25 protein-coding genes and 1 riboswitch are annotated in these 23,324 nt (G+C 29.3%); of the genes, 1 reads left to right on the plus strand and 24 read right to left on the minus strand.

The features are described from left to right. Positions 1-78: 78 nt before the first annotated feature. A complete protein-coding gene (locus L1S49_RS05630; protein ID WP_238902986.1) occupies positions 79-777 on the minus strand; it encodes a hypothetical protein in 699 nt (232 codons plus the stop codon). Continuing rightward, positions 765-1,097, minus strand: coding sequence for a PadR family transcriptional regulator (locus tag L1S49_RS05635; protein ID WP_238903204.1), 333 nt, complete (start codon positions 1,095-1,097; stop codon positions 765-767). The genes L1S49_RS05630 and L1S49_RS05635 overlap by 13 nt, the downstream gene beginning before the upstream one ends. A 132-nt stretch (positions 1,098-1,229) precedes the next feature. Between L1S49_RS05635 and L1S49_RS05640 the strand changes: the two genes are divergently transcribed. Beyond that, positions 1,230-1,520: a chorismate mutase gene (locus tag L1S49_RS05640; RefSeq protein WP_238902988.1), complete on the plus strand. Its 291-nt coding sequence runs from the start codon at positions 1,230-1,232 to the stop codon at positions 1,518-1,520. Positions 1,521-1,586: 66 nt separating this feature from the next. Here the strand turns inward: L1S49_RS05640 and L1S49_RS05645 are convergent, their stop codons facing one another. The 22 genes from L1S49_RS05645 to L1S49_RS05750 all read right to left on the minus strand — a co-directional run bounded on the left by L1S49_RS05645 (position 1,587) and on the right by L1S49_RS05750 (position 23,186). Then, a complete protein-coding gene (locus L1S49_RS05645) occupies positions 1,587-2,987 on the minus strand; it encodes an aminopeptidase (RefSeq protein ID WP_238902989.1) in 1,401 nt (466 codons plus the stop codon). A gap of 66 nt (positions 2,988-3,053) precedes the next feature. Continuing rightward, positions 3,054-3,983 (minus strand): magnesium transporter CorA family protein, encoded by a 930-nt coding sequence (locus L1S49_RS05650; RefSeq protein ID WP_238902991.1) that lies wholly within the window; start codon positions 3,981-3,983, stop codon positions 3,054-3,056. A gap of 55 nt (positions 3,984-4,038) precedes the next feature. Continuing rightward, on the minus strand, positions 4,039-4,941 hold the full coding sequence (hprK, locus tag L1S49_RS05655) for an HPr(Ser) kinase/phosphatase (RefSeq protein WP_238902993.1): 903 nt from the start codon (positions 4,939-4,941) through the stop codon (positions 4,039-4,041). A gap of 26 nt (positions 4,942-4,967) precedes the next feature. Then, positions 4,968-5,159, minus strand: a complete 192-nt coding sequence (locus L1S49_RS05660) for a DUF896 domain-containing protein (protein WP_021802837.1) — start codon at positions 5,157-5,159, stop codon at positions 4,968-4,970. Positions 5,160-5,900: 741 nt separating this feature from the next. Continuing rightward, complete coding sequence (locus tag L1S49_RS05665) at positions 5,901-6,299, minus strand: hypothetical protein (RefSeq protein WP_073017750.1); 399 nt, start codon at positions 6,297-6,299, stop codon at positions 5,901-5,903. Between the two features lie 12 nt (positions 6,300-6,311). Beyond that, complete coding sequence (locus L1S49_RS05670) at positions 6,312-6,560, minus strand: DUF1292 domain-containing protein (RefSeq protein WP_238902994.1); 249 nt, start codon at positions 6,558-6,560, stop codon at positions 6,312-6,314. 134 nt (positions 6,561-6,694) lie between these two features. After that, complete coding sequence (gene helD, locus L1S49_RS05675) at positions 6,695-8,998, minus strand: RNA polymerase recycling motor HelD (RefSeq protein ID WP_238902996.1); 2,304 nt, start codon at positions 8,996-8,998, stop codon at positions 6,695-6,697. Positions 8,999-9,208: 210 nt separating this feature from the next. Continuing rightward, a complete protein-coding gene (gene def / locus L1S49_RS05680) occupies positions 9,209-9,706 on the minus strand; it encodes a peptide deformylase (protein WP_238902998.1) in 498 nt (165 codons plus the stop codon). 299 nt (positions 9,707-10,005) lie between these two features. Continuing rightward, positions 10,006-10,728 (minus strand): hypothetical protein, encoded by a 723-nt coding sequence (locus L1S49_RS05685; protein WP_238903000.1) that lies wholly within the window; start codon positions 10,726-10,728, stop codon positions 10,006-10,008. 153 nt (positions 10,729-10,881) lie between these two features. Next, positions 10,882-11,031 (minus strand): hypothetical protein, encoded by a 150-nt coding sequence (locus L1S49_RS05690; protein ID WP_181602833.1) that lies wholly within the window; start codon positions 11,029-11,031, stop codon positions 10,882-10,884. Between the two features lie 58 nt (positions 11,032-11,089). Beyond that, the gene (metF, locus tag L1S49_RS05695) at positions 11,090-11,977 is read right to left on the minus strand and encodes a methylenetetrahydrofolate reductase [NAD(P)H] (RefSeq protein ID WP_238903002.1); all 888 of its coding nucleotides are present in this window, start codon (positions 11,975-11,977) and stop codon (positions 11,090-11,092) included. A gap of 80 nt (positions 11,978-12,057) precedes the next feature. Further along, a riboswitch (SAM riboswitch) is annotated at positions 12,058-12,169 on the minus strand. Between the two features lie 48 nt (positions 12,170-12,217). Further along, positions 12,218-13,354 (minus strand): PatB family C-S lyase, encoded by a 1,137-nt coding sequence (locus L1S49_RS05700; RefSeq protein ID WP_238903004.1) that lies wholly within the window; start codon positions 13,352-13,354, stop codon positions 12,218-12,220. 56 nt (positions 13,355-13,410) lie between these two features. After that, on the minus strand, positions 13,411-14,364 hold the full coding sequence (locus L1S49_RS05705; RefSeq protein WP_073017764.1) for an MraY family glycosyltransferase: 954 nt from the start codon (positions 14,362-14,364) through the stop codon (positions 13,411-13,413). 214 nt (positions 14,365-14,578) lie between these two features. Next, a complete protein-coding gene (locus L1S49_RS05710; protein WP_021802847.1) occupies positions 14,579-15,199 on the minus strand; it encodes a V-type ATP synthase subunit D in 621 nt (206 codons plus the stop codon). Between the two features lies 1 nt (position 15,200). After that, positions 15,201-16,583: a V-type ATP synthase subunit B gene (locus L1S49_RS05715; protein WP_073017766.1), complete on the minus strand. Its 1,383-nt coding sequence runs from the start codon at positions 16,581-16,583 to the stop codon at positions 15,201-15,203. Between the two features lie 12 nt (positions 16,584-16,595). Continuing rightward, positions 16,596-18,353: a V-type ATP synthase subunit A gene (locus L1S49_RS05720; protein WP_238903005.1), complete on the minus strand. Its 1,758-nt coding sequence runs from the start codon at positions 18,351-18,353 to the stop codon at positions 16,596-16,598. Between the two features lie 11 nt (positions 18,354-18,364). Further along, a complete protein-coding gene (locus L1S49_RS05725) occupies positions 18,365-18,976 on the minus strand; it encodes a V-type ATP synthase subunit E family protein (RefSeq protein WP_073017770.1) in 612 nt (203 codons plus the stop codon). A gap of 11 nt (positions 18,977-18,987) precedes the next feature. Continuing rightward, a complete protein-coding gene (locus L1S49_RS05730) occupies positions 18,988-19,296 on the minus strand; it encodes a V-type ATP synthase subunit F (RefSeq protein WP_021802851.1) in 309 nt (102 codons plus the stop codon). A gap of 87 nt (positions 19,297-19,383) precedes the next feature. Then, on the minus strand, positions 19,384-19,809 hold the full coding sequence (locus L1S49_RS05735; protein WP_021802852.1) for an ATP synthase subunit C: 426 nt from the start codon (positions 19,807-19,809) through the stop codon (positions 19,384-19,386). 32 nt (positions 19,810-19,841) lie between these two features. Beyond that, complete coding sequence (locus L1S49_RS05740) at positions 19,842-21,809, minus strand: V-type ATPase 116kDa subunit family protein (protein WP_238903007.1); 1,968 nt, start codon at positions 21,807-21,809, stop codon at positions 19,842-19,844. Between the two features lie 15 nt (positions 21,810-21,824). Next, positions 21,825-22,862 (minus strand): V-type ATPase subunit, encoded by a 1,038-nt coding sequence (locus L1S49_RS05745; RefSeq protein ID WP_238903009.1) that lies wholly within the window; start codon positions 22,860-22,862, stop codon positions 21,825-21,827. Positions 22,863-22,871: 9 nt separating this feature from the next. Further along, positions 22,872-23,186 (minus strand): hypothetical protein, encoded by a 315-nt coding sequence (locus L1S49_RS05750; protein ID WP_238903011.1) that lies wholly within the window; start codon positions 23,184-23,186, stop codon positions 22,872-22,874. Positions 23,187-23,324: the final 138 nt, after the last annotated feature.

Here is a 23,324-nt window from a genome sequence, read left to right on the forward strand (position 1 = left end):
TTCTTCGGAACTCACATTTTTTTGTATAAAAAATGGACCGTTGCAAAACTTACTTTAGTTTTGCAACAGCCCCTTTTTTTATATTACTACTCTATTACGTTCTTTTAGATATAAAAATGATGTAGATAAAATTATTAGTATTGTCCATATTACTATAAACATGTTACTTCCATAAGATATTCTACCGTATTCTTCAATACTAATATGATTAAGAAGTGCTGGAGTATAAAAAATACTTGAAAAGCTACTTAACAGTGCTATCATAAGTACACAAAAAATAAATATCCATTTATTATTATAGAACAGCTTACTAAATTTATTGTGCAATTTAGTTATAAATGTGAACTTTGAAGTAAACATAAGAATTAAGAGTACTAATGTTATAAATGTACTTATCATGAAATTAGAATGTTCTAATTTTATATTCTTTAATATTTGTATTTTGCTAAAGTTCACTGTTAATATAATAGAAAAAAGAAGGATGAATTTTTGTAGAAATGATATTAAAATATAACCACAAAAAAACATAAATATTTTCCTAAACCAAATACTTCTTAGATTCACTTTTTCAAACTCTTCACTTAATAAGTCTACTGAACCAATACGGCTACAAGAAACCAGAAAAGCCTCCTCTTCTGACAAATTTGTAGTATTCATTAAAGAGTTAAATTCATCTATCATGTGTTCTTCTAACTCTAATATATCCGATTCACAAAAAGAATTGCTTTTATATAGTTTTGTTTTCCACTGATTTAATGCTTTTTCTAATTCAAACATGCCGAATTCCCCCATAAACTATTTAGAGTATTATTTACTACCTTCCACTGAGATTTTTCTTCTTCTAACGTATCTAACCCAAGCTTTGTTATCTTATAGTATTTTCTCTTTCTTCCATCTATGGACTTCCATTCTGATTCAATGAGTTTACTTTCACACAACTTTTTAAGAACTGGATACAGGGTTCCATCTTTCCAAGTTATTTCATCTTTGGATAGTTCCTTAACTGATTTTATTATTTCATATCCATAACTTTCTTTAGTTGCTAAAATCGAAAGAATAAGGGGTTTAGCTGAAGCAGCCATAAGATCTTTTGACACCAAATTTATCACATCCTTACATAGAAATTCTATGTATTAATATTACATCGATCTTCTATGTAAGTCAAGTATATATTACATAAATTTATAAATTATGTTAAAATTAGTATATTAATATTAGGGGGTAGCGATATGAATGAATGTACTGACTTAAATGAAGTACGAGAGAGTATTGACAAAGTTGATAAAGAAATAATACAGCTTATAGCTGAGAGAAGCTTTTATGTACATCAAGCTGCTAAATTTAAAAAAGATAAAAATGATGTACAATCTCCAGATAGAGTTAAAAAAGTTATCGAAAAGGTACGTCTTCTAGGAAAAGAAAATGGAGTTGACGAAGATTTAGTAGAAAAAGTATATACATGTATGATAGAGTCCTTTATTAATCTTGAACTTAAAGAATATGATAATATTAATAAGTGATATTTTCTTTGAAAGTCCTTTATTCACGAAAAAAGAAACCTTGAAAAATCCAAGGTTTCTTTTTTATTATATTTCTTTTAAAAATGCTTTATAACATTTTACAGCTTCATATATATCAGCTTTACTTGCAACTTCCCATGGTGCATGCATATTGTGAAGTGCTATACCACAGTCGATTACTTCCATATTGTATTGAGCTAGTATATAGGCAATTGTTCCACCGCCTCCTTGGTCAACTTTTCCAAGTTCAGCTGTTTGCCATACTACTTCATTTTTATCCATTATTTCTCTTATACGAGCTATATATTCAGGATTTGCATCATTTGATCCTGACTTTCCTCTAGCCCCAGTATATTTACAGAATACAACCCCTTTACCGAAGTATGCAGCATTATTTTTTTCTAATACTCCTGGGAAATTAGGATCATGAGCTGCTGTAACATCAGAAGAAAGCATATGAGAATTATTTAAACATCTTCTAAGCTTTAACTCAGAATATTCACCTTTTCTATCCATAATCTCTGCTAATATGTTTTCGAAGAACTTAGAGTTCATTCCTGTGGCTCCTACGCTCCCTATTTCCTCTTTATCTACAAATAGAGCTACACATGTCCTATCAGTATCTTTAAGCTCTAGAAGGGCTTCAAAGCTTGTATAAGCACATATTCTATCGTCATGTCCATATCCCATAACCATACTTCTATCTAAACCATAATCTCTTGCTTTTCCTGCTGGTACTATTTCTAATTCAGAGGATACAAAATCTTCTTCTACTATTCCATATTTTTCATTTAGAAGAACTAATATATTTTCTTTAACTCTCTCTTTTACTTCTTTGTTTTTAATAGGCATAGAACCTACTAAAACATTTAAATCTTCGCCTTCTATAACTTCTCGAGCCTTTTTCTCTAGTTGTTTTCCAGCTAAGTGAATTAAAAGATCAGATATTCCTACTACTGGATCATTGTCATCCTCACCAATTTCAACTTTAACTAAAGTTCCATCTTTTTTAACTATAACTCCATGTATAGCTAAAGGAATAGTAACCCATTGATACTTTTTAACACCACCATAGTAATGAGTATCAAATAAAGCTAAACCACCATCTTCATATAATGGATTTTGTTTTAAATCTAGTCTTGGTGAGTCTACATGAGCCCCTAATATTCTTAGTCCTTTTTCTAATGGTTCACTTCCTATCAAAAATAGTGCTAAGGTCTTACCCATATTGTTAGCGTAAACCTTATCTCCAGCTTTTAATGTTTCTCCATTATTAATTATATCTTGAACATTTCTGTAGCCTTCTTTTTCAGCTAAAACTATAAGTTCATCTACTGATTCTCTCTCTGTTTTACATTTAGATATGAAGTTCTTGTATCTATCACTTATTGAAAATACCTTCTTAAGATCCTCTTCATCATATTTATCCCATGCTAAAGCATATTCTTTTCTTAAATTTTGTTCCATACCGATACCTCCTTGCCTTATATCTACTATATTTTACACCTATTTTTTAGTATATTCAAATTTACCTTAAAACATTTTATGTTTCTTAAAATATAAGAGCATACCAAAGGCAATAGCTAACATTAATGCTAATATTCCAAAAAAACTGTATGGGTGATCTTTAAAGGGCATGTAGTTAAATCCCATAGAAAATATTGCCGTTAATAATTCTAGCGGCAAAAATATAGTTGTAACCACAGTAAATACCTTCATAAGGTCATTAGTCTTATTAGATATTTCAGCTTCATAGGCTTCTCTAACCATAGCTAAGTCTTGAACTAAAGTTTCTATTACCTTCATGAGCTTGCTTATCTTATTATTTATATTCTTGAAATATTCTATGTACTCATCATCTATTATTCCATTTTCATTAGCAATTAAGGCATCTCCTATATATCTTAAAGGATTTAAAATCTTTCTGATTTTGTAAGTCTGCCTTCTTAAAAATACTAAAGTGTCTATTTGATTTGACCGTGGAGATTTTAATATATCTATTTCTGCTTTATCAGCCATCTCTTCAACTACTGACATAATGTTGTAGTTTCTTATTATAAGTCTATCTAATATATAATATAAAACAACTTCGGGTCTTCCTTTTTTCTTTAAGGAAAAGCAATTTTTATTTGCTTTTATATCTTGAATTATCTCTTCTAAGACTGCTATCCTGTCTTTATATACAGTTATAATGAAGTTATGACTAAGAAAGATGTTAAGCTCCTTGGAGATAACATCTTTCTTATTTAAATCCAGTACATTTAGTACCATGAATATATAATCATTATAGTAATGAATTTGTGCTGATTGTGAAAAATCCATACATTCAACTATGCACTCTTCATCCAGCAAAAGTTCTAAATTATATAGCTCTTCTGCATGTAGTATTATCCAATAAAAGCTATTTTCTTTATCCCATTCCTCAACTTCTTTAAATTTATTAGAAATATCATATATTATCATAGGCCCACCTTTACTATAATATTTATTATAGTATGCCTATGTTTTAGCTATAATATTAAAGTTTATTCATTCTACTTTCTATAATATCTACTGGTGTAACTTTAGACATCAATGAATATCTATAGTTTGCAGCAGCTGCTTCTATTATAACTGCAATGTTTCTACCTGGTCTTACTGGAACTACTAGTCTTCTAACATTAACCCCTAGTATATCCATAAATTCTGCATTAGTGCCTAATCTATCGTAATCTCCATCATCTTTCCAATGCTCGAAATGTATTACTAATTTTATGTCTTTTGATGGAATTATTGAGCTTAGTCCATATAAAGCAGAGATATCTATTATTCCCATTCCTCTAACTTCAAGCATTCCAAAAGTTATTTCAGGAGATGAACCCACAAGTTCTCCATCTATTTCTCTTATATCAACAGCATCATCAGTAGCTATTCTATGCCCTCTTTTTATTAACTCTAGAGCAGTTTCACTTTTTCCTATACCACTTTCTCCTGTTATTAATATTCCTACTCCATATACATCAACTAATACTCCATGAAGTCTTGTTTCAGGTGCCATTTTATCACCTAAATATATAGTTAGCTTACTTATAAACTTTGTTGTTATAGTATCACTTCTTAAAACCCACACCTTACTTTTTTCCGCAGCTTTTATAAGTTCTTCATGTGGTTCTAAGTCTCTTGTTATAATAATACAAGTTGAATCAAAACTTAAAAATTTATTTAATCTTTTTTTTCTGATTTCAATGCCCATGTCTTCTAGGAAGCTCCACTCAGCTTTTCCTATAACCTGTATTCTTTCTGCAGCAAAATAATTATAGAATCCAGCTAGTTGTAATCCTGGTCTATTAATATCGCTTACAGTAATTTCTTTATTTGTATCTCCTTTAACCAATACTTCAAGGTTAAAGTCTTTGATAAGCTTTTCAACAGTCACAATCATTTTAAACGCCCCCATCATTAAATTAATTAATTTCTATATTTATTCGTAGGTTTATTAGGTTTAACGGTCTCTAATTGAGCCCTAAAATTACTTTTCACTGAATCTATATATCTTCTTCTTAATTTAGCTTGCTCTTCTTTTTCCTCTTCTGTTAATCCTACTTCTTTACTTTTTTTGTATAATTCATTGATTCTTGCTATTAATGCATCTATATCCATTATGTACCTTCTTCCTTGTATAAAGTGAAACTTACTTCAGAGGGAGTTTTGAGATCTCCCACTGAAGTTTAGTTGAACTTATCTAGGGTCCTGCCATTGTTATCTCCCACTTTAATATAAGATGGGAGTATTACAATGGCTAGACATCAGATAAACTTAAAACTATTTTACAAATAAATTCAACATTTATCAAGGAAAATTATATCATATAACAGCTGTTGTTGCTAACTTTAATACATCAATTTTAACTATTTCGACATATAATTATTTTTGAATAATTTCCTATTTTTGTTAATTTGTTACATTATGTAACAAACAGCCGCACTATAAAATACTTTTTTGTAAATACTTGTCCAAACATATATATTTTTTGTAATTAATTGACATACGAAATGATTTTACATAATTTCCGAATTTGTTATAATTATCTTAAGAGATTTGTTGAAGTATCAACTAATAAATGGGGTGTTGGGTATGGGTTGTTATATACTAAATAGAAAAATTTTAATTAAAAGAGCACTTTTAAACTTCTTTTTGAAGTTTTTGTTACCTACTAATAAAATAGTTCTTAATTTAAGTCAAAGTTTGGACAAGTCAGTTTCTTTAAAACAAAAGCAACTTTATAAAACTTATAAGAATAAACTAAGTTTAAAAAAAAGGACATATTTAAAGTACATAGCATAACTCTGCATAAAAAAAGAAACTCAATTAATTGAGTTTCTTTTTGCTTATCCTCTATCTTTATAGATCTAATTCTTCTACAACTTCATCAATATCTACTTCTTCTTCATCTTCGCTAAATATAGCTAAAAATTCTCCAAAGGTTGGGTTATTTATATCCACATCATAAGCTACAAATTGCCCTTGAATCTCATACTCTTCTGTTATCTCTTCTATATACTCTTCAACATTGTCTAATGAGATATCATAAAGGTAAGGAAGATATAACTCTTTAAACCATTCCTCTGTTTCTGATTCATATGTTCCCTCTTCATTTGAATAAGTTCTAGCTGCTGATATTTCATCGTCATCAAAATCATAAAAGAATTTCACCAACAGATAACCTCTTTTATATTTTATCTCCTCAATGTCACTTACGCCCTTTTCTTTAAGCGCCTTAATAATTTCATTTTTTACCATATTTCCCTCTCCTTAATACAGTAATTGTTTATATTCTTTCTTAACTGCTTGAAATTCCTCATCATCTTCTACTAAGTTTAATTCTTGCTTTTCATCTACGTAGTCTACTCTAAATATATATGCATCATCTTCATTGCCATCTCCATTTAATGGTGATAGTATTAAATATTCTTGTTCTTCTAAATATATTCGTGCTATTGACTCAAAGTCTACTTTATTTCCATCTTCATCTTTAAATGACATTATTTCTTTTTCTTCCATTATACTCACCTTTCCACTTTTTGATTATATTTTCTTCATAAAAAATTCCCCATTTTAGGGGAATTTTTAGTTACTATTAAATTCACATTAATTCTATCATAGAGCTACTCTACTAACAACCATTTCTAAAAATATTACTCTATTAATTCACTGACTTCATCATTATAAATAACGTACTCATTGTGAAGTGCACGAGTTAATGCTACATACAATAGCTTTTTGTCTTCTTCACTGTCTTTGTAGACATCCTTAGATACATCATATATTATAGTGCAATCAAATTCCAATCCCTTAGTTAGATAGGATGGTAGTATTATATTAGTTACATCTAACTCACTATCTCCCTCTTTTACTAAAGTCCACTGAGTTTTGCTGTAAGCTTTTATTCTATCTCTAAGCTTTTTACAGTCTCTAAAGGTTTTACAAATTATAGCTATAGATTTTTTGTTAGTTGAAGTTATTTCCTCTACTAAATTGTCTATAGTAGATGCTAATTCTTTAAAATTACTAAATTTTATTAACTGAGGTTTTGGTCCTCTTCTTATAACTGCCTTAGCTGGTTTAGGAGCATTTTGTTGTTTACTTAAAACTTCATTAGCAAAATCTATTATTTCAATAGTACTTCTATAACTTTGGCTTAATGATATATAAGTGCAATCACCTTCAAATACATCCCTAATTAACCCATCCCAGCTGTCTATACCTTTGTAGCTATATATTCCTTGTCCTAAGTCTCCTACTATTGTCATAGAGCTTCCTATAGACAACATTTTTGAAACTATAAACATAAGTGGCGAGTAGTCCTGTGCTTCATCTATTACTATATGTTTAAACTTATTCTCCTCTTTAACCCCTTCAGTTTTAAATTTTAAATATAAAAGTGGAGCTATATCATCTTCATCTATTATATTCTTATCTCTGTTATTTAAAACTTCTTCCTTCATAAAATCAGCTAACACTTTAGGTATTTTCCCACCAGTAGCTTCATTAAATATTTCTTCATCTTCAAAAAGTCTGTAATATAGTCCTTCTCCACTAGAGCTGTTCCATGTATCAAAATATTCTTTAAGTTTCACTAAAGCTTCTTTTTTAAGATTATTTTTTATCTCATCTCTTTGATTATATATGCTAATTAATCTTTCTCTTCGCTCTTTGGAGTCCTCATTATTCTTTTTGATTTTATTTATCTTCAAATCATAGAATAAATCTAGCTGTTCATATATTTTTACAAGTGTATTATCTAATTTCTTTTTAAAATACTTATAAATTTCTTCTATTCTTTTATTTACTGGAAAGTGTACTAAATCTTTAAAATATAATCTCTTTATTTCTTTTTCATTATATAATGTAAAGCCTTGAACCTTTATATCCTTGAGGTTTTGTGACTCTCTTTCCCAAATGGTTATAAGTCTATCAAGTATAACCTTAAATACTAAAGAGCCTTTTACTTTACTAGAATTTTTGATTAGTTTACTTTTCTCTTGATCACCTTCAAGGATTTCCTTTAACTTATCATCTCTTGAATACACTTTACTTTTAAAGTTTAAATAGTCTTTACCTAGTAGTGCAAAAGTTTTTTGATTAACATCATAGGTTCCTAAGTTTGGAAGTATCTCAGATATATAATCTAAAAATAACTTATTAGGTGCTAAAACCAATATATCTTTTCCTGTTATTTTTTCATTATATCTATACACCAAATAAGCTAACCTATGTAAAGCTATTGTAGTTTTCCCAGATCCAGCTGATCCTTGAACAATTATAGGGAAGTTTAGTGGAGCTCTAATTATGTCGTTCTGTTCTCTTTGAATCGTTGCCACAACTTCTTTTAATTTGCTACCGGCACTTTCCTCTAGATTAATCTTCAAAAATTCATCCACTAATTGGTTTTCTTGATCTACTTCTTCACCCTTTAGTATTATCTCATTTATTCCATCATCAAAAATTTTCTCAAGGTCACCGTCTTTTATTAAAAACTTTCTCTTTAGTAATAGCTTTCCACTTATTACACCAATAGGTGATCTATAATAGGCTTCACCTTCAGTTCCACTATAATAAAGATCTGATATAGGAGCTCTCCAGTCTATTACTATTTCTTCTCCATCCTCGGAACTATATATTCCATGTTTACCTATATAAAGACTCTCAGGTATTTTTTTATCTTCTTTAAAATCAATCCTTCCAAAATACGGATTAACTATAGATTCTCTATAATTCTGAAGATTTTTATTTACAATATCATATATTATTTTTGTATTTTCTAGTTCTAAATTATAACTACCCTTAGCTGCTTTTTTTAAAAGTGCTATTTTATCCTTAAACTTTTCTTCTTCATCTTCTCTTTTTTTTATTTCACGCTCTACTCTATGAATCTTTTGTTTTAAAATCTCTTGTTCTTCATTAAAATCTTTATGCATTACATCACCTTCTTTTCCCATTAAAAGGATATTATACTTCTATAAAAAATACATGTCAATAAAGAAATAGGAATATATCTAGATATATATTTCTCTATATAGATAGCTAGATATATAACTATATATAGTGTTTATGCGGCTTCAGCTCATTTTATATATAAATTCTTCTAAAATGTCTACAATATAAACTTTACTTTCCTATACAATAAAAAAAGCGACAATGTCGCTTTTTTATTCTTCGTATTCTTCTTCATCTTCGTACTCTTCTTCCTCAAGTTCAAAGATCTCAGTAGCTTTATCTGTATACATAATTCCTTCAAGATGATCTATTTCATGGCAGAAGCATCTAGCTAAAAAGTCTTCTGCTTCATATTCCATTAAATCTCCGTCTTCATTTAAAGCCTGAACTACAACTCTAGTAGGTCTTTCAACCATACCTTCATAACCTACATAGCTTAAGCAGCCTTCATAATCCATCTCACTGCCTTCTTTTTCAGTTATAACAGGATTTATTAATACAATCGGCTCTGAGCCATCTCTTAAGTCTATATATATAACTCTTTTATTCACAGCTATCTGAGGTGCTGCAAGTCCAACTCCCTCAACTGTAGCTAAAGTATCCTTTAAATCCCTAACAAGGTTTAATATTTCTTCATTAATTTCTTTCACAGGCTCTGATATTTTTTTTAAATGTTCATCGCCTAATTGTACGATTGTTCTAACTGCCATCGTTTTTCCCCTTTCAGTTTATATACTATAATTATTGCATATGCTTCGAATTTTTGCATTAATTTTATAATTGAAATTATTTAAAATTATTCCATTATAAAACTAGTTGTCCAAATTTATTATTTAATCATAATATAAAATATAATATAAGTTAATAATAAAACATTAACTTCTCTATAGTTAAGTTTTTAATCTTAACTATAGAGAAGTTAACCACTTAATTTTAACATAAAAATATTTGTTTCATATACAAAAAAACAGTACACGATTAAGATTTATCGTGTACTGTTTTAAAAAACTTATTTTCTAGTTTTATATAATATAATCATACCTATTATTATTAAAATAAGAGCTTTCATTCCTAATGAAACTATATTTAATAGATAATTAAAGCCATAATCAACTAAATATGTTGATGCTATTTGGAATCCTTGAGATATACCAAATGCTATTAAAGCAATTCCTGCTATTTTAATAATTGTCTTAAACTCTTTTGAGTTTTCTACCTTAAATCCAAAACTTTTCCCTTCCCTCATTGCCATCAAATCTAAAACTGAATATATTGATAAAATAAGCAACAAGTCATTTATTAGTCCAGTATTAAAAAATCCACCTATTGCTGCAGTTACAATGAAAATAACTAATAGCTTAGATCCTTTTTCAGAATACTCTTCATAAAGATGTCCTAATCCTGGTACTAAAGCCAAGATAATTCCTAAAAGATTTTTATTTCTAGTAGAAAAACTCCTCTCATCTTCCAATTTAATTCCGCCATTATTAATATAATCAGCGCTAACATATGCATCAATAGCTGAATAAATCCAAATTAAAACGGCAAAGTTATGAAATAAATTATTTAATCCGTTAAAGACATTAAATGGCCCGTATCCATAGTTTCTAAAACTCATAGAAAATATTATTGAACTTATAAGAAAAATAATTCCTCTAGTATAGGTACCTAAATAGAAATGTCCTCCTCCAGGTAATATGGAAAATATTAATGCTTTCCCTTTGCTCTTCATTACTACTCACTCCTTTTATTCTATAAACTTATAATATCTTCATTTTCTTAATATTTTTATAGTAATGTTCTTAATATTTTCTTAAAGGAGAAAATCCCTAATATAAAAAGAGCCTATAAACTAATTATTTAGTCTATAGGTTCTTACTTAATCCTAGAAATGTGGGTCTATTTCATTTTGCTGTATTCTTTTTAAATCCTTTAATCTAAGTCTAGTTTCTTGCATTATTTTATCCCAATCTTCACCATCTATCATCATCTTTTTTGCAACTTTAAATGCGTCCTGTTGACTTTCTCTGTTCATAAAATCACTCCTTCTATGTTTAGTCATAGATATTTTTCTCAAATAGCAATGATTTTATTTAAACAATTATATCCTTGTTTAAACTTGTAATAATAGATCCTACACTTTCTGTTATCCTTCTTGCAACCAAAGGATTATTCATAGTATATAAATGAATTCCTCTTACACCTGATGATAATAAATCAACTATCTGTTCTACTGCATAAGCTATTCCAGCATCTCTTAGAGCCTCTGGATTATGCTCATATTTATTCATAATCTTAATAAATTTTCCTGGTAATTCTGCTCCACATAAAGCGGTTATTCTCTCTATTTGCTTTTTATTTATTACCGGCATTATACCTGCTTCAATAGGTACCTCTATAGATTTCTTAGAACATTTTTCTAAAAAATCATAAAAAACATTATTGTTAAAAAAAAGTTGTGAAACTAAATGTTCTGCTCCATTTTCCACTTTTTGTTTAAGTCTAACTATATCTAAATCCAAATCTCTACATTCAAGATGTCCCTCTGGATAACAAGCTGCACTTATTCCAAAATCCCCATGTTCTTTTATATGAGATATTAATTCATACGCGTATGAAAACTCACCACTTGAAGTTTTATACTCTGGAATATCACCTCTTAAAGCCAAAATATTTTCAATATTATTTTTCTTTAAATCTTCTAGTATTGTCTCAATATCCTTTTTAGATGAACCTATACAGGTTAAATGAGCCGCTGATTCTATTCCGTATTTATTTTTTATTAAAGACGATAGTAAAGTTGTCTTATTATCTATAGTACTTCCACCAGCCCCATAAGTTACTGATATAAAATCTGGCTTTAAATCTTTTAAATCCTCTATAGTTTTATATATAGTATCCAATGATGATGTTGTTTTTGGTGGAAATATTTCAAACGAAAATACAACCTTTTTTTCTTTAAAAATATCCTTTATAAACATTTGTTAACCCCCTTAAAATTTAAAACAAAAAAACCTAAAGGATATTTCCTTTAGGCATAAATAGACTTCCCCAAGCAATATCCTTATCTTCCAACTAAATCGTTGCAGGAATTAGCACCCTGTAAGTCTAAATGAAAACTTATGGGTTGCTGGGTTTCATAGGGCCAGCCCCTCCACCTCTCTCGATAAGTGTTTTTTATATTATACATTATATGATTTAAAGTGTAAATAATTTATTATTTATAACTTAAATATTTTATTTATAGCATTCTCCATCCTATCTAAGGCTTCTTCCAACACTTCTCTACTGCAAGCAAAATTCAATCTTAGGTATCCACTTTCACCAAAATCTCTTCCATCGGAGAAAACCACTTTAGCTTCCTTTAAGAAAAATTTATACGGATCATCTATTCCTAATTCCCTAGCATCAATCCAGGCTAAGTAACTTCCTTCAACTTCTCCTATTTTTAAAGCTGGCATTCTTCTATTTATTTCTTCCTTTAGAAAATCTATATTACCTTTTAAATGCTTTAAAAGTTCTTGTCTCCAAGAGTCCCCTTTACTATAGGCAGCCTTACACACCTCATAGTTTAATACTCCTGGTTTTGGTAGTATACCTGCTGAAGCCTTCAAAAATTGGTTTCTTAAATCCTTGTCTGGAATCACACCAAAAGCAATTGGTATTCCAGGAAGATTATATGTTTTCCCTGGACTCATTAAAGTTATGCTATTAATAAATTCATCCTTTAATGTAACCATTGGAATATGTTTCTTTTCATAAACCAGTTCACAATGAATTTCGTCTGAACAAATTATTAAATTATGTTTTTTAGCAAAAACTACTAATTTATCTAATTCTTCTTTTGTGTAAACTCTTCCTACTGGATTATGCGGATTACACAATATAAATAATTTTGTATCAGCTTTAATGGATTTCTCCATAGCTTCAAAATCAAAGGTATATGCTCCTTGTGTATGCTTTAAAGGAACCTCTATTATCTCCTTATCTGCATTAATAGGAGCACTTCTTATATTCATATACATAGGAGTATTAATCATTATTGACCCTTCAATCATCCTACATATAACATTTACCGCTGGCATAACACTTGGAAGCCACACAATCCAAGAGCTGTCTATTTCATAACCGTATTGCTTTTTAAAATGCTCCACTATGATATTTGTTAATTCTTTGTCTTCCTTTGTATAACCAAATATTCCATGAGCAATTCTTTTCTCTAGAGCTTCCAAGACTTCATCAGGAGATTTAAAATCCATATCAGCTACCCATAATGGTATGTAATCTTCTCCATAATTATCCCATTTAATGTTGCCTGTATTTAACCGATTTATTTTTTCATTAAAATTTATATTCATTAAATCACCCCTTTAAGATATTATAACCTAAAAATAAAAAAGCGACTTGATCGCTTTTATATCTTAATAAATAATAATACTATTGATAACAAACTTAATACAAAACTTATGGCACATATATATGCCACAACTTGATTTGTGGTAAGACCTTTTTCTTGTAACCTAAAATGAATTTGGCTTCTATCAGCTTGATATACTGGTTTCCCTTCTGTATATCTTTTGAATATAACAAATATATTATCAAATATGGGTACCCCTAATGCTAATATAGGTATAAAAAGACTCATTATAGTAGCTTGTTTAAAAGCACCATCTAAGGCTATTATTCCTAATATAAAACCTAAAAAGTTAGCGCCTGAATCTCCCATAAAAACCACTGCTGGATGTCTGTTATAATTTAAAAACCCGAGTATTGCTCCTACTAAAATAATACATACAATTGCAGAATCACTTTGATTCATAACAAGAGCTACAATAAACAACGTTACAGATGATATTGTAGAAATACTACCTGCAAGTCCATCCATTCCATCTGACCAATTTATAACTGTTGTGACCCCAAATAGCCAGGTTACAGTTAATAAAAATTGTAAAGCTATATGAAGTTGTACAAATTCACCTGTTATTGGATTAGTAAATCCAGAAAATGATATTCCGCTATTATAAACTAATATAGCAGCTAATATTTGGACCAAAAATCTTGGGTAAATAGGGAATTCTTTTCCTCTTGTTTTATAGTAATCATCAACTAGTCCTATAATTAATATTGCTAATGCTCCAATAAAAACACTTATATTTTCCTTGTTTATATTCCTTCCCATAGCTAAAAAATAAACTACAAAAAAACCTATAAACATACCTACTCCACCACAAAGAGGAATCGGCTCTCTATGATTTTTTCTCTGAGTAGGCTTATCCAAAAAATCATATTTTACAAATAATTTCATCAAAAAAGGTATTATAAAATACACGATTAAAAAAGTGCTTATTAGTGCTATTACGTATTTCATAAATGCGTCTCCTTAAAACTTATAACTATACATAATTATATCCTATAGAGATATATATAATCAACTTAAACAGTCTTTAATACTATTTTCTAACAAAGCACCTCCGACTCAATTCTATAATATCACATTTTTAGCCTAAAAATATTAAAATAATTATTACAATATAAACAAAAAAGCATAGAAAGTCTAAATTCTTCTATGCTTTAATAAGTTATTAATATTCTATTTTATGTTTCTTTTTTACAATTTTCAATCTAAAGAAATCTTCCCTATCTTTTTCTTCTAAAACCTCTGTAACAAACTTTACTATCTCTTGAAATTTTGGAATTTGTATATTTTGAAGTGCATTAGCTCTCTTTTGGGTCTTTTTGACCTCCATAGCTAATTTGTATACAGCATTTTCAACTTCCGCTAATTCATAAGTTAAATATCTAACATTATTGAATTCTCTCATAGCCTCATCTATAGCTGCACCAGTTCTAAAAACGCTATATTTAAGATTTATGTCTTTTTTATCAAAATTTATTATAGGTACTTCAACTCCCATAACACTTTTAAATAATAATTCATAGTCATTAGCTTCTTCTACAGTCATAGAAATATCCTCAACATTTACTACACCAGATATGATGTTCGCTTCAATCAATGCTTCATATGCCTTTCCAAAAGTTATATTTATTTTTTCCTGTAACTCATGCGCTGTAGCTACATATGACATCATCTCTCTAATCAAAACATTTCTTTTTTTATCTAGTAATTCAAACCCCTTTTTAGAGAACTCTAAAGAATTTTTAGCAGCCATTAGATTCGCTTTAGTTGGCACAAAGTTTTCCATATTATCTCTCCATAGCTTTATAATATTTATTCAATATATCTGGTGAAACTCTATCTAATTCTTTTCTAGGTAATATACCTAATACCTGCCAAGCTAAATCTAATGTTTCTTCCATTTCTCTATTTTCATCATAATCTTGTTTTAAAAATCTATTTTCAAATACTCTTCCAAACTCCATATAGTTTTTATCAAGTTCTGAAAGTTCCTCTTCTCCTATAACCTGAGCTAAGGCTATTACATCCTGAACCTTAGAATATGCTGCAAATATCTGATTAGAAACCTCACTATGATCCTCTCTAGTAAAACCTTCACCTATACCGTCTTTCATAAGTCTTGATAAAGAAGGAAGTATATTAACTGATGGATATATATCTCTTTGCTGTATGCCCCTACTTAAAACTATCTGCCCCTCTGTTATAAACCCAGTAAGGTCTGGTATAGGATGAGTTATATCATCATTTGGCATTGTAAGTATTGGTATCTGAGTTATACTACCTTGTTTTCCAATCATCATACCTGCTCTTTCATATAAAGATGCTAAATCTGAATATAAATATCCTGGATATCCTTTTCTACTAGGAACCTCTTCTCTTAAAGATGATAGTTCTCTTAAAGCTTCACAATAGCTCGTTATATCCGTTAATATTACAAGCACATGCATACCTTCTTCAAAAGCTAAATATTCAGCGGCAGTTAAAGCACATCTTGGTGTTACTATCCTCTCTACTATAGGATCGTCTGCCAAATTAGTGAACATAACTACTTTTTCAAGAACTCCGGCTTCTTCAAAATTTTTCTTAAAGAAGTTAGCATCGTCGTATTTTATTCCCATGGCTCCAAAAACAATGCAGAAATTATCCTCATTTTCTTCTGAAATCTTAGCTTGCTTAACAATCTGCGCTGCAAGCTCATTATGTTGCATACCATTTCCAGAGAAAATGGGAAGCTTTTGTCCTCTTATAAGGGTTGATAAACAATCAATAGATGATATTCCTGTTTGAATATAGTCTCTTGGATATTTTCTTGCTACAGGATTCATAGGTCTTCCATTAACATCATACTTCTTAGATGAATATATTTCCCCACCCTTATCTCTGCATTCTCCTACCCCATTAAACTCTCTTCCTAATATATCCTTAGATAGTGGTATCTTAAGTGATTCTCCTCTAAAATGAACTGACGTATTATCTACAGACATACCAATAGTAGATTCAAATACTTGTATTATTGCCTTGTCTTTATGAATTTGAACTACTTTGCCTTTCTTCTTATCTTTTCCATCAACTATAATATCTACAATTTCATCGTAAGCAACATCTTTTACATTAGATAATACAATTAAGGGCCCTTGAACTCTATTTAAGGTTAAATACTCTTTCCTCACTCCATCCTCCTCCTATCTATATTTTGCTATAAGATTATTCATATAATTTGCTATATCGTTCTCTAGATCATCTATTTCATTTAAGTTATCGTTTGGAATGTTATATTTCATTTTATATATTCTTTCTATTAGATCTCTGTCCATTATTATAGCTATTGGTATTCCAAGCTTAACTGCTTTTACCCCTTGTTTATAAAAACTATTTATAACCTTTAGCATTTTATATTGCTTATCTAGTGGTACATAGGTATCCACTGCATTATAGGCATTTTGCTGAAGGAATCCTACCTTTAAAGCTTTAGCAACTTCTATAATAAGTCTTTGATCGTCTGGAAGAACATCTTCACCAACTAACTTAACTATTTCCAAAAGTTTATCTTCTTCATACAACAGTTTAAGCATATCTGCTCTTAAGCTAAAAATATCATCAGCTACATTTTCCTCATACCATTCTCTAAGAAGTGGCAAATACCCACTATAACTAGCTAACCAATTAATAGCTGGATAATGTCTTGCATAAGCAAGTTTTTTATCAAGACCTAAAAAGGCTGATACAAATCGTTTGGTGTTTTGAGTAACTGGCTCTGAGAAATCTCCTCCTGCTGGCGAAACTGCTCCAATTACAGTTACAGATCCTTCTTCTTCATTTAATGTATCAACGTATCCTGCTCTCTCATAAAATTCTGCTATTCTTGAAGGTAAATAAGCTGGATATCCTTCCTCTGCTGGCATTTCCTCAAGTCTTCCTGAAATCTCTCTTAAGGCTTCTGCCCATCTTGATGTTGAATCTGCCATAATAGCTACATGATAACCCATGTCTCTAAAGTACTCCGCTAAAGTTATTCCAGTGTAAATACTGGCTTCTCTAGCTGCAACTGGCATATTAGACGTATTAGCTATCAAAATAGTTCTATTCATAAGTGCAAGATTAGTTCTAGGATCTATAAGTTTAGGAAAATCTTCTAATACCTCAGTCATTTCATTTCCACGCTCTCCACAACCAATATAGACTATTATATCTGCATCTGACCATTTAGCTAATTGATGTTGAGTCATTGTTTTCCCTGTTCCAAATCCACCTGGAATAGCACAGGTTCCACCTTTTGCAAGTGGAAAAAACATATCAATTATTCTTTGACCTGTTATTAAGGGTCTAAATATCGTCTTCTTCTCTTTAACAGGTCTTGGTTTTCTTACTGGCCAAAGCTGGTATAGTTTAAGTTCATGAACACCATCATTATTTTCTAGAGTGACTATTACCTCTTCTATATTATATTTTCCATTTGGTTTTATATCTTTAACTTTTCCTTGTAAATCTGGAGGAACCATTAACTTATGGGTTATAGAAGGTGTTTCTTGAATTTCAGCATAGACTTGACCTGCTTCTAGCTCATCACCAATATTAACCGTTACTTTTACTTCCCAAAGTTTTTCTTCATCTATAGATATAAGCCCTATTCCTTCTGGTATAAATCCATCAGAATCTTCATTTATTTTCTCTAATGGTCTTTCTATTCCATCAAAAATACTTCCCAATAACCCAGGTCCTAATTTTAGTGAAAGTGGATTACCTGTGGAAATCACTTTTTCTCCTATTTTAAGTCCGCCTGTTTCTTCATAAACTTGAATGGTCGCAAAATCTTCTTCTAAAATAATTATTTCACCAATTAATTTTTTTGATCCTACAGTGACCATTTCTCTCATTTTAAAGCCTTTCATTCCCTCGGCTTTTATCACAGGACCATTGACTCCTATTATTCTACCTTCCATAAAACCATCTCCTACGCTAACTTTTCCATAACCTTTATACCTATAAATTCTTTACATTCTTCTAACTTATAATAAAGACTATTATCAATTTTGAAGGTTTCTTTTTCGTCTTTTAATATTACACCACCTATAAATTCCTCATTTGATGTTTCAACTTTTATATCTATATGAGAATATTTATTTATAGCAGATTTAATATCTTCCTCAAATCTTTTATAATCCCTATCTAGAACAATCAGATTATATTTACCTTCCTCTAGCTCATCAAAAATACTTACTAACAAGGAAATAAAATAATTCTTATATTCTTTAGATGAAATAAAATATAAAAGCCTAGCCTTAACCTCTGATAAGGTATTATTGATTAATTCTTCCTTTATTGCTAATATGGCTTTTTGTTTATTAAGTTTCTCTTTTGCAATTATTTCATTAGCTTTAATATTGTATTTCTTATCTAAGCTAATTTTAATAGCTTTTCTAAGCTCATCTATTTTTTTCTTTTCTAAAGTTATTTTTTCCAAAGCTTTCTCATCAAAAGCTTTAAGCTTTTCTTCCTTTTCATCATTGACCTTATCATATATAACTTTAGAAAATAAATTTATCTTATCCTCAATTGTAGTCATAAATATACCCCCTAAATTTTAAGACCTATTGACTCCTTTATGTATCTTAATATGGAGTCTTGTCCTTTATTAGATCCGTGTCTATCTGGAATTTCAATTATAAGCGGTTTATCCTTAGATAACTTTAACTTATATACGTAATCATTAACCATAAGTGAGATTTTTTCTGTAATTATTATTATTCCTATATCATCAGTTTTCTTTAGTTCTTCAATCTTTTCTATTACTTCTTGCCTCTCTCTAATAATTACTCCATCAATTCCAGCCATCTTCATACCTATTAGGGTATCCCTATTATCACTAATTAGAAAACTTCTCATAACACACCTCGAATATTTATTTATAAATAACATTTAATAAACTTTCTTTAATGAAGCTGAGTTAAGCTTCTACAGAATAGCGGTGTATTATATTCTTGATAAAATCATTATAGATATTATAAGTCCATATATAGCTATTCCTTCTCCAAGACCCACGTATATTAGTGTTTTTCCTAATATCTTAGGATCTTCAGATACAGCCCCAAGAGCAGATGATCCTACTGCTCCAACAGCATAACCAGCTCCAATAGTCGCAAGCCCGGTTGATAAACCTGCTGCTATATAACCTAATCCAGCTGCTGGATTGTATGTAGCTACATCTGCTGCTGAAGCTATAGTTGGTATATTCATCACTAAGGCAAAGGTCATTACAGGTAGAAATACACCTAAATTAACCTTTAGTGCTTTTTTAACCTTGCTTTTTCCTGTTATTTCTTCTTTTCCTTGTTGAACAACTCCATATGTTATTGTTCCTATTACTATGCAAAACGTTAAAATCAATAATATTATCATTTAATTACACCTCTTCTAATAATAAATTTTCACTATTTAAAACTAACTTCTATAGGTTCAAAAAGAATTCCTCCACCATTATAATACTTACCAAAAAGTTCATAATATTGAAGTCTTAATCCTTGAATAAATACAATAAGACCTTCAAGTCCTATTATTATTATGTTTCCAAGTATTAATATTAAAATTGAAGCTGCTCCATTATTGCTCATTTCCGCCATAGCAGAAAAGGCTACAAATAATCCAACATGGTTTAAAGCAAAAGCTCCTACTCTTATAAATGAAACAGTATTAGAAAACATTGATAATATTGTTTCTATAACTTCAAAACTTGCTTCTATAAAATAATCTTTAGCACCATCATTAAATAAGACTTTTTTACCAGTAATCTTATTTGCTAAAGGTTGTTTTAAAAGTATAACTATCAAACACAAAACTAAAAATACAATAACAGTAAATGTTGGTAATACATTTGTATTTGATAATTTATCAGCTACTAATAGAAGTACTCCAACATAAAAAATAAAGCCCATCAATCCTTCTTTTCCAAAAATCCCATGTTCTATATCTTTTATTTTTAATTTATTAATAATCCCAAGTACAAACCCGATTAACAAAAAGACACATCCAAAAATTACTGCTGCAACTAACATATCGTTTATTTCTTCCATGGGTCTTATTAGTACTGCATTAATAATATGCTCTGATCCAAATATACTTCCATACAAAAATCCAAATATAGTGGAACTGATCCCAAGGGTTTCTAATACCCCTCCCAAATTAACTCTTTTTAGCTTAATTCTTAAATATATCCCTGCTATAAATAAAACCATTCCCTGACCTACATCTCCAAACATAGCCCCAAACATCAAAGTATAAGTTATAGCTAAAAACAAGGTAGGATCTATCTCATGGTAATTGGGCACCCCATACATTCCTACTATACTTTGAAATGGTCTTATAAATCTATTGTTCTTCAACTTTGTAGGTGGAATAATATTTTCATTGTTAAGTTCACTTGTATTTTTTATTATTACTAATATTTTTTCTTCAAATCCTTCTAAAATCCTTTCCAAGTCCTTTATATTACTTTTAGGTATCCACCCAGAAGTATAAAAGAACTCCTGTGTACAAGCTGACATTTTTTTTATTTCCCCTGCTTTAAGCTCAAGCTCGTAGCTATTTTTTAAAATCCCTATAATTTTATGATTAGTCTTAAAAAAGTCTTTTAGGCCAGTTTCTATATCTCTTATAGATGAGTTTACGCTATTCATCTCATTGTTTATAATTTCTAAAACTTCGCTAGGTGTACCTTCATAATGATTAGGAATTTCTATTTCCTCACAATTAGCAGATTTAAAAATTCGCTCTGCCTCAATCACTAATAATAATGGAGTAAACGATATAAATATAGTGAATTCTTTCTGTTTACAAATACTTTGGATTACTGATGGTATATTCTCATAGTTAGCTTTAAGTTTAATCATATTTTCATTTTTAACCTTATATAATCCAACTTTAAAATTCTTCATGGAATATAAATCTTCTATAACTATAGATGAATCTTTCAAAAATTCAACAACCTCATGAGTATGCTTTAGATATTGTTTTTTATCTATTAAATCTTCTAATTGCTTTTTTAATACCTCATAAGTTGTGTATATATTCCCAAAAGTCTCCTCAACTTTATTTATATTGAACTCTATATCTTTACTTGGTTTATTATAAACTTCATATTCTTTTTGCTTCTCTAATAATTCATTAACTTTTTTATAACTTACTCCAATGTCATTATCATAAATATATGGTCTTATATAACCTACATCAATTAAAGCCTCTATGTTATCTTCTGAGGTCTTTAAAGAAAAGTCTGATGTATTTATCTCTTGTAAAGCACTTATAGGTTGCATAAATCCACTTAACGCTAGAAGCTTAGTTAACTTATCAAAATCAGAAAAAGCTCCAACTAAATTGGCCATGTACATTTTTTCAATAGCCAAAACCTCACCTCCAAATTACAAGCTTACTGAAACATAATTCATAGCATTATTATCCCCATAGTATCTCTTTTGTTCTACAATTGAAACTATATCTTTCATTTCTATCCTATACAGGTTTAAATAACTCATAAGCATTCCAAAATTCTGCTTATTTTCTTTTAAATACTTACCATAATATTTTTTTTCATACTCCCTTTCTCTTTTCTCAATAGTTTTAGTCTCATCTTGCTCGTAAATATACCCATATTTTGTATTTTTTATAATATCATGAAACTCCTCTCCATTTTTTGCATAACATAAAAGTTTAATCTTCTCTTTCGAAAGCTTAAACCCATCATAAATAGTATAATTAAAAAGTTCTTCTGAGCTTATATTGAAGAACTTTTTCCCTCTATAAATCCAGCTTAAATTTAAAAGATCACCCTCTAGACCTATTATTTCATCTATAACTTCTCTATTTTCTTTATCCAAATGTTTAAGTTCTTTTCTTATATTAGAAAAATAGATAAAATCTAATTCAGTTTCAATTCTAAATAATCCATTCACATCTATATCTTTTATAAGATTTTTTATGCTTTTATAATAAATAGTCTCTTTTAATCGTTCAATCAGCACATTTAAGTCTTTTGAATCTAGTAGATATGAGTAATCTAAAGTGCTTAAAGAGCTTCTAGCTATCAAAGTCCTCTCTATTTCCTCCTTAGATCTACCTATATACTTCCCTCTAATTATTATTTTTAAGTCCTCTATTTCCCACTTCAAAAAAAGATTCTTAATGAATTTTCTATATTCTCCACTAAAGTAACTAATAAATTTATTATGTATAGATACATAATGTCTATATAAAATTATTTCTAATTCCCCTCTATTTATTTTGTCGAGATCATACTGTTTCAACACTTCTCCATAATAAGTATTTTCTTTTAAAATGGTTAATACATCTTTAAACCCTTTGCTATTAAGCAGCTGATAATACTGATTCTTCTTTAACATTTTTCCTTTTAAGGTCTTTATCTTTGAATTTACAGCACTAAATTTAACTATATTCCCCATATCATTGCCTCATAATGAATTAATTATTTTTAGAAAAACTTCATTTACTATTTGATCAGAGGTCTCAGCATATTTATTTTTAATTAATTCTATAGATTCTTCTTTTTCTTTAGAAATTGACTTTGCTTTTTCCTCTGCAACCCCAAGTTTCTCATTCATTATATCCTCTCGTATTTTCTTTTCTTCAATGGTCCACTCTTGCCTAAGTTCATTAATATTTTTTTCTAATTCCATCTCTTTTTCTATCAATAGTTTCTCTATTCCTTGGCGATAAGTTTCAGCATCTTTGTCAATACTAATAATTTTATTCATTACAAACTCCAAATTATTGACCTCCTTGATTTTATATCTCTGCTTATAATATACATTTATGTATATTATAATGACTTTTAGCACCTCTGTCCAAATCTGATCTTTATACTATATTGAAGCAATTGCGATATAAATTGTAGTTTATACAAA

Source organism: Clostridium sp. YIM B02506 (genome assembly GCF_022324845.1).
Taxonomy (GTDB): domain Bacteria; phylum Bacillota; class Clostridia; order Clostridiales; family Clostridiaceae; genus Clostridium_T; species Clostridium_T intestinale.

Excerpts from the sequence above, each read along its gene's own strand:
- L1S49_RS05630 (WP_238902986.1), bottom strand. The coding sequence starts at position 777 with ATGTTTGAATTAGAAAAAGCATTAAATCAGTGGAAAACAAAACTATAT.
- L1S49_RS05640 (WP_238902988.1), top strand. The coding sequence starts at position 1,230 with ATGAATGAATGTACTGACTTAAATGAAGTACGAGAGAGTATTGACAAA.
- L1S49_RS05645 (WP_238902989.1), bottom strand. The coding sequence starts at position 2,987 with ATGGAACAAAATTTAAGAAAAGAATATGCTTTAGCATGGGATAAATAT.
- L1S49_RS05650 (WP_238902991.1), bottom strand. The coding sequence starts at position 3,983 with ATGATAATATATGATATTTCTAATAAATTTAAAGAAGTTGAGGAATGG.
- hprK (WP_238902993.1), bottom strand. The coding sequence starts at position 4,941 with ATGATTGTGACTGTTGAAAAGCTTATCAAAGACTTTAACCTTGAAGTA.
- L1S49_RS05660 (WP_021802837.1), bottom strand. The coding sequence starts at position 5,159 with ATGGATATAGATGCATTAATAGCAAGAATCAATGAATTATACAAAAAA.
- L1S49_RS05665 (WP_073017750.1), bottom strand. The coding sequence starts at position 6,299 with ATGGTAAAAAATGAAATTATTAAGGCGCTTAAAGAAAAGGGCGTAAGT.
- L1S49_RS05670 (WP_238902994.1), bottom strand. The coding sequence starts at position 6,560 with ATGGAAGAAAAAGAAATAATGTCATTTAAAGATGAAGATGGAAATAAA.
- helD (WP_238902996.1), bottom strand. The coding sequence starts at position 8,998 with ATGGGAAAAGAAGGTGATGTAATGCATAAAGATTTTAATGAAGAACAA.
- def (WP_238902998.1), bottom strand. The coding sequence starts at position 9,706 with ATGGCAGTTAGAACAATCGTACAATTAGGCGATGAACATTTAAAAAAA.
- L1S49_RS05685 (WP_238903000.1), bottom strand. The coding sequence starts at position 10,728 with ATGAAGAGCAAAGGGAAAGCATTAATATTTTCCATATTACCTGGAGGA.
- L1S49_RS05690 (WP_181602833.1), bottom strand. The coding sequence starts at position 11,031 with ATGAACAGAGAAAGTCAACAGGACGCATTTAAAGTTGCAAAAAAGATG.
- metF (WP_238903002.1), bottom strand. The coding sequence starts at position 11,977 with ATGTTTATAAAGGATATTTTTAAAGAAAAAAAGGTTGTATTTTCGTTT.
- L1S49_RS05700 (WP_238903004.1), bottom strand. The coding sequence starts at position 13,354 with ATGAATATAAATTTTAATGAAAAAATAAATCGGTTAAATACAGGCAAC.
- L1S49_RS05705 (WP_073017764.1), bottom strand. The coding sequence starts at position 14,364 with ATGAAATACGTAATAGCACTAATAAGCACTTTTTTAATCGTGTATTTT.
- L1S49_RS05710 (WP_021802847.1), bottom strand. The coding sequence starts at position 15,199 with ATGGAAAACTTTGTGCCAACTAAAGCGAATCTAATGGCTGCTAAAAAT.
- L1S49_RS05720 (WP_238903005.1), bottom strand. The coding sequence starts at position 18,353 with ATGGAAGGTAGAATAATAGGAGTCAATGGTCCTGTGATAAAAGCCGAG.
- L1S49_RS05725 (WP_073017770.1), bottom strand. The coding sequence starts at position 18,976 with ATGACTACAATTGAGGATAAGATAAATTTATTTTCTAAAGTTATATAT.
- L1S49_RS05730 (WP_021802851.1), bottom strand. The coding sequence starts at position 19,296 with ATGAGAAGTTTTCTAATTAGTGATAATAGGGATACCCTAATAGGTATG.
- L1S49_RS05735 (WP_021802852.1), bottom strand. The coding sequence starts at position 19,809 with ATGATAATATTATTGATTTTAACGTTTTGCATAGTAATAGGAACAATA.
- L1S49_RS05745 (WP_238903009.1), bottom strand. The coding sequence starts at position 22,862 with ATGGGGAATATAGTTAAATTTAGTGCTGTAAATTCAAAGATAAAGACC.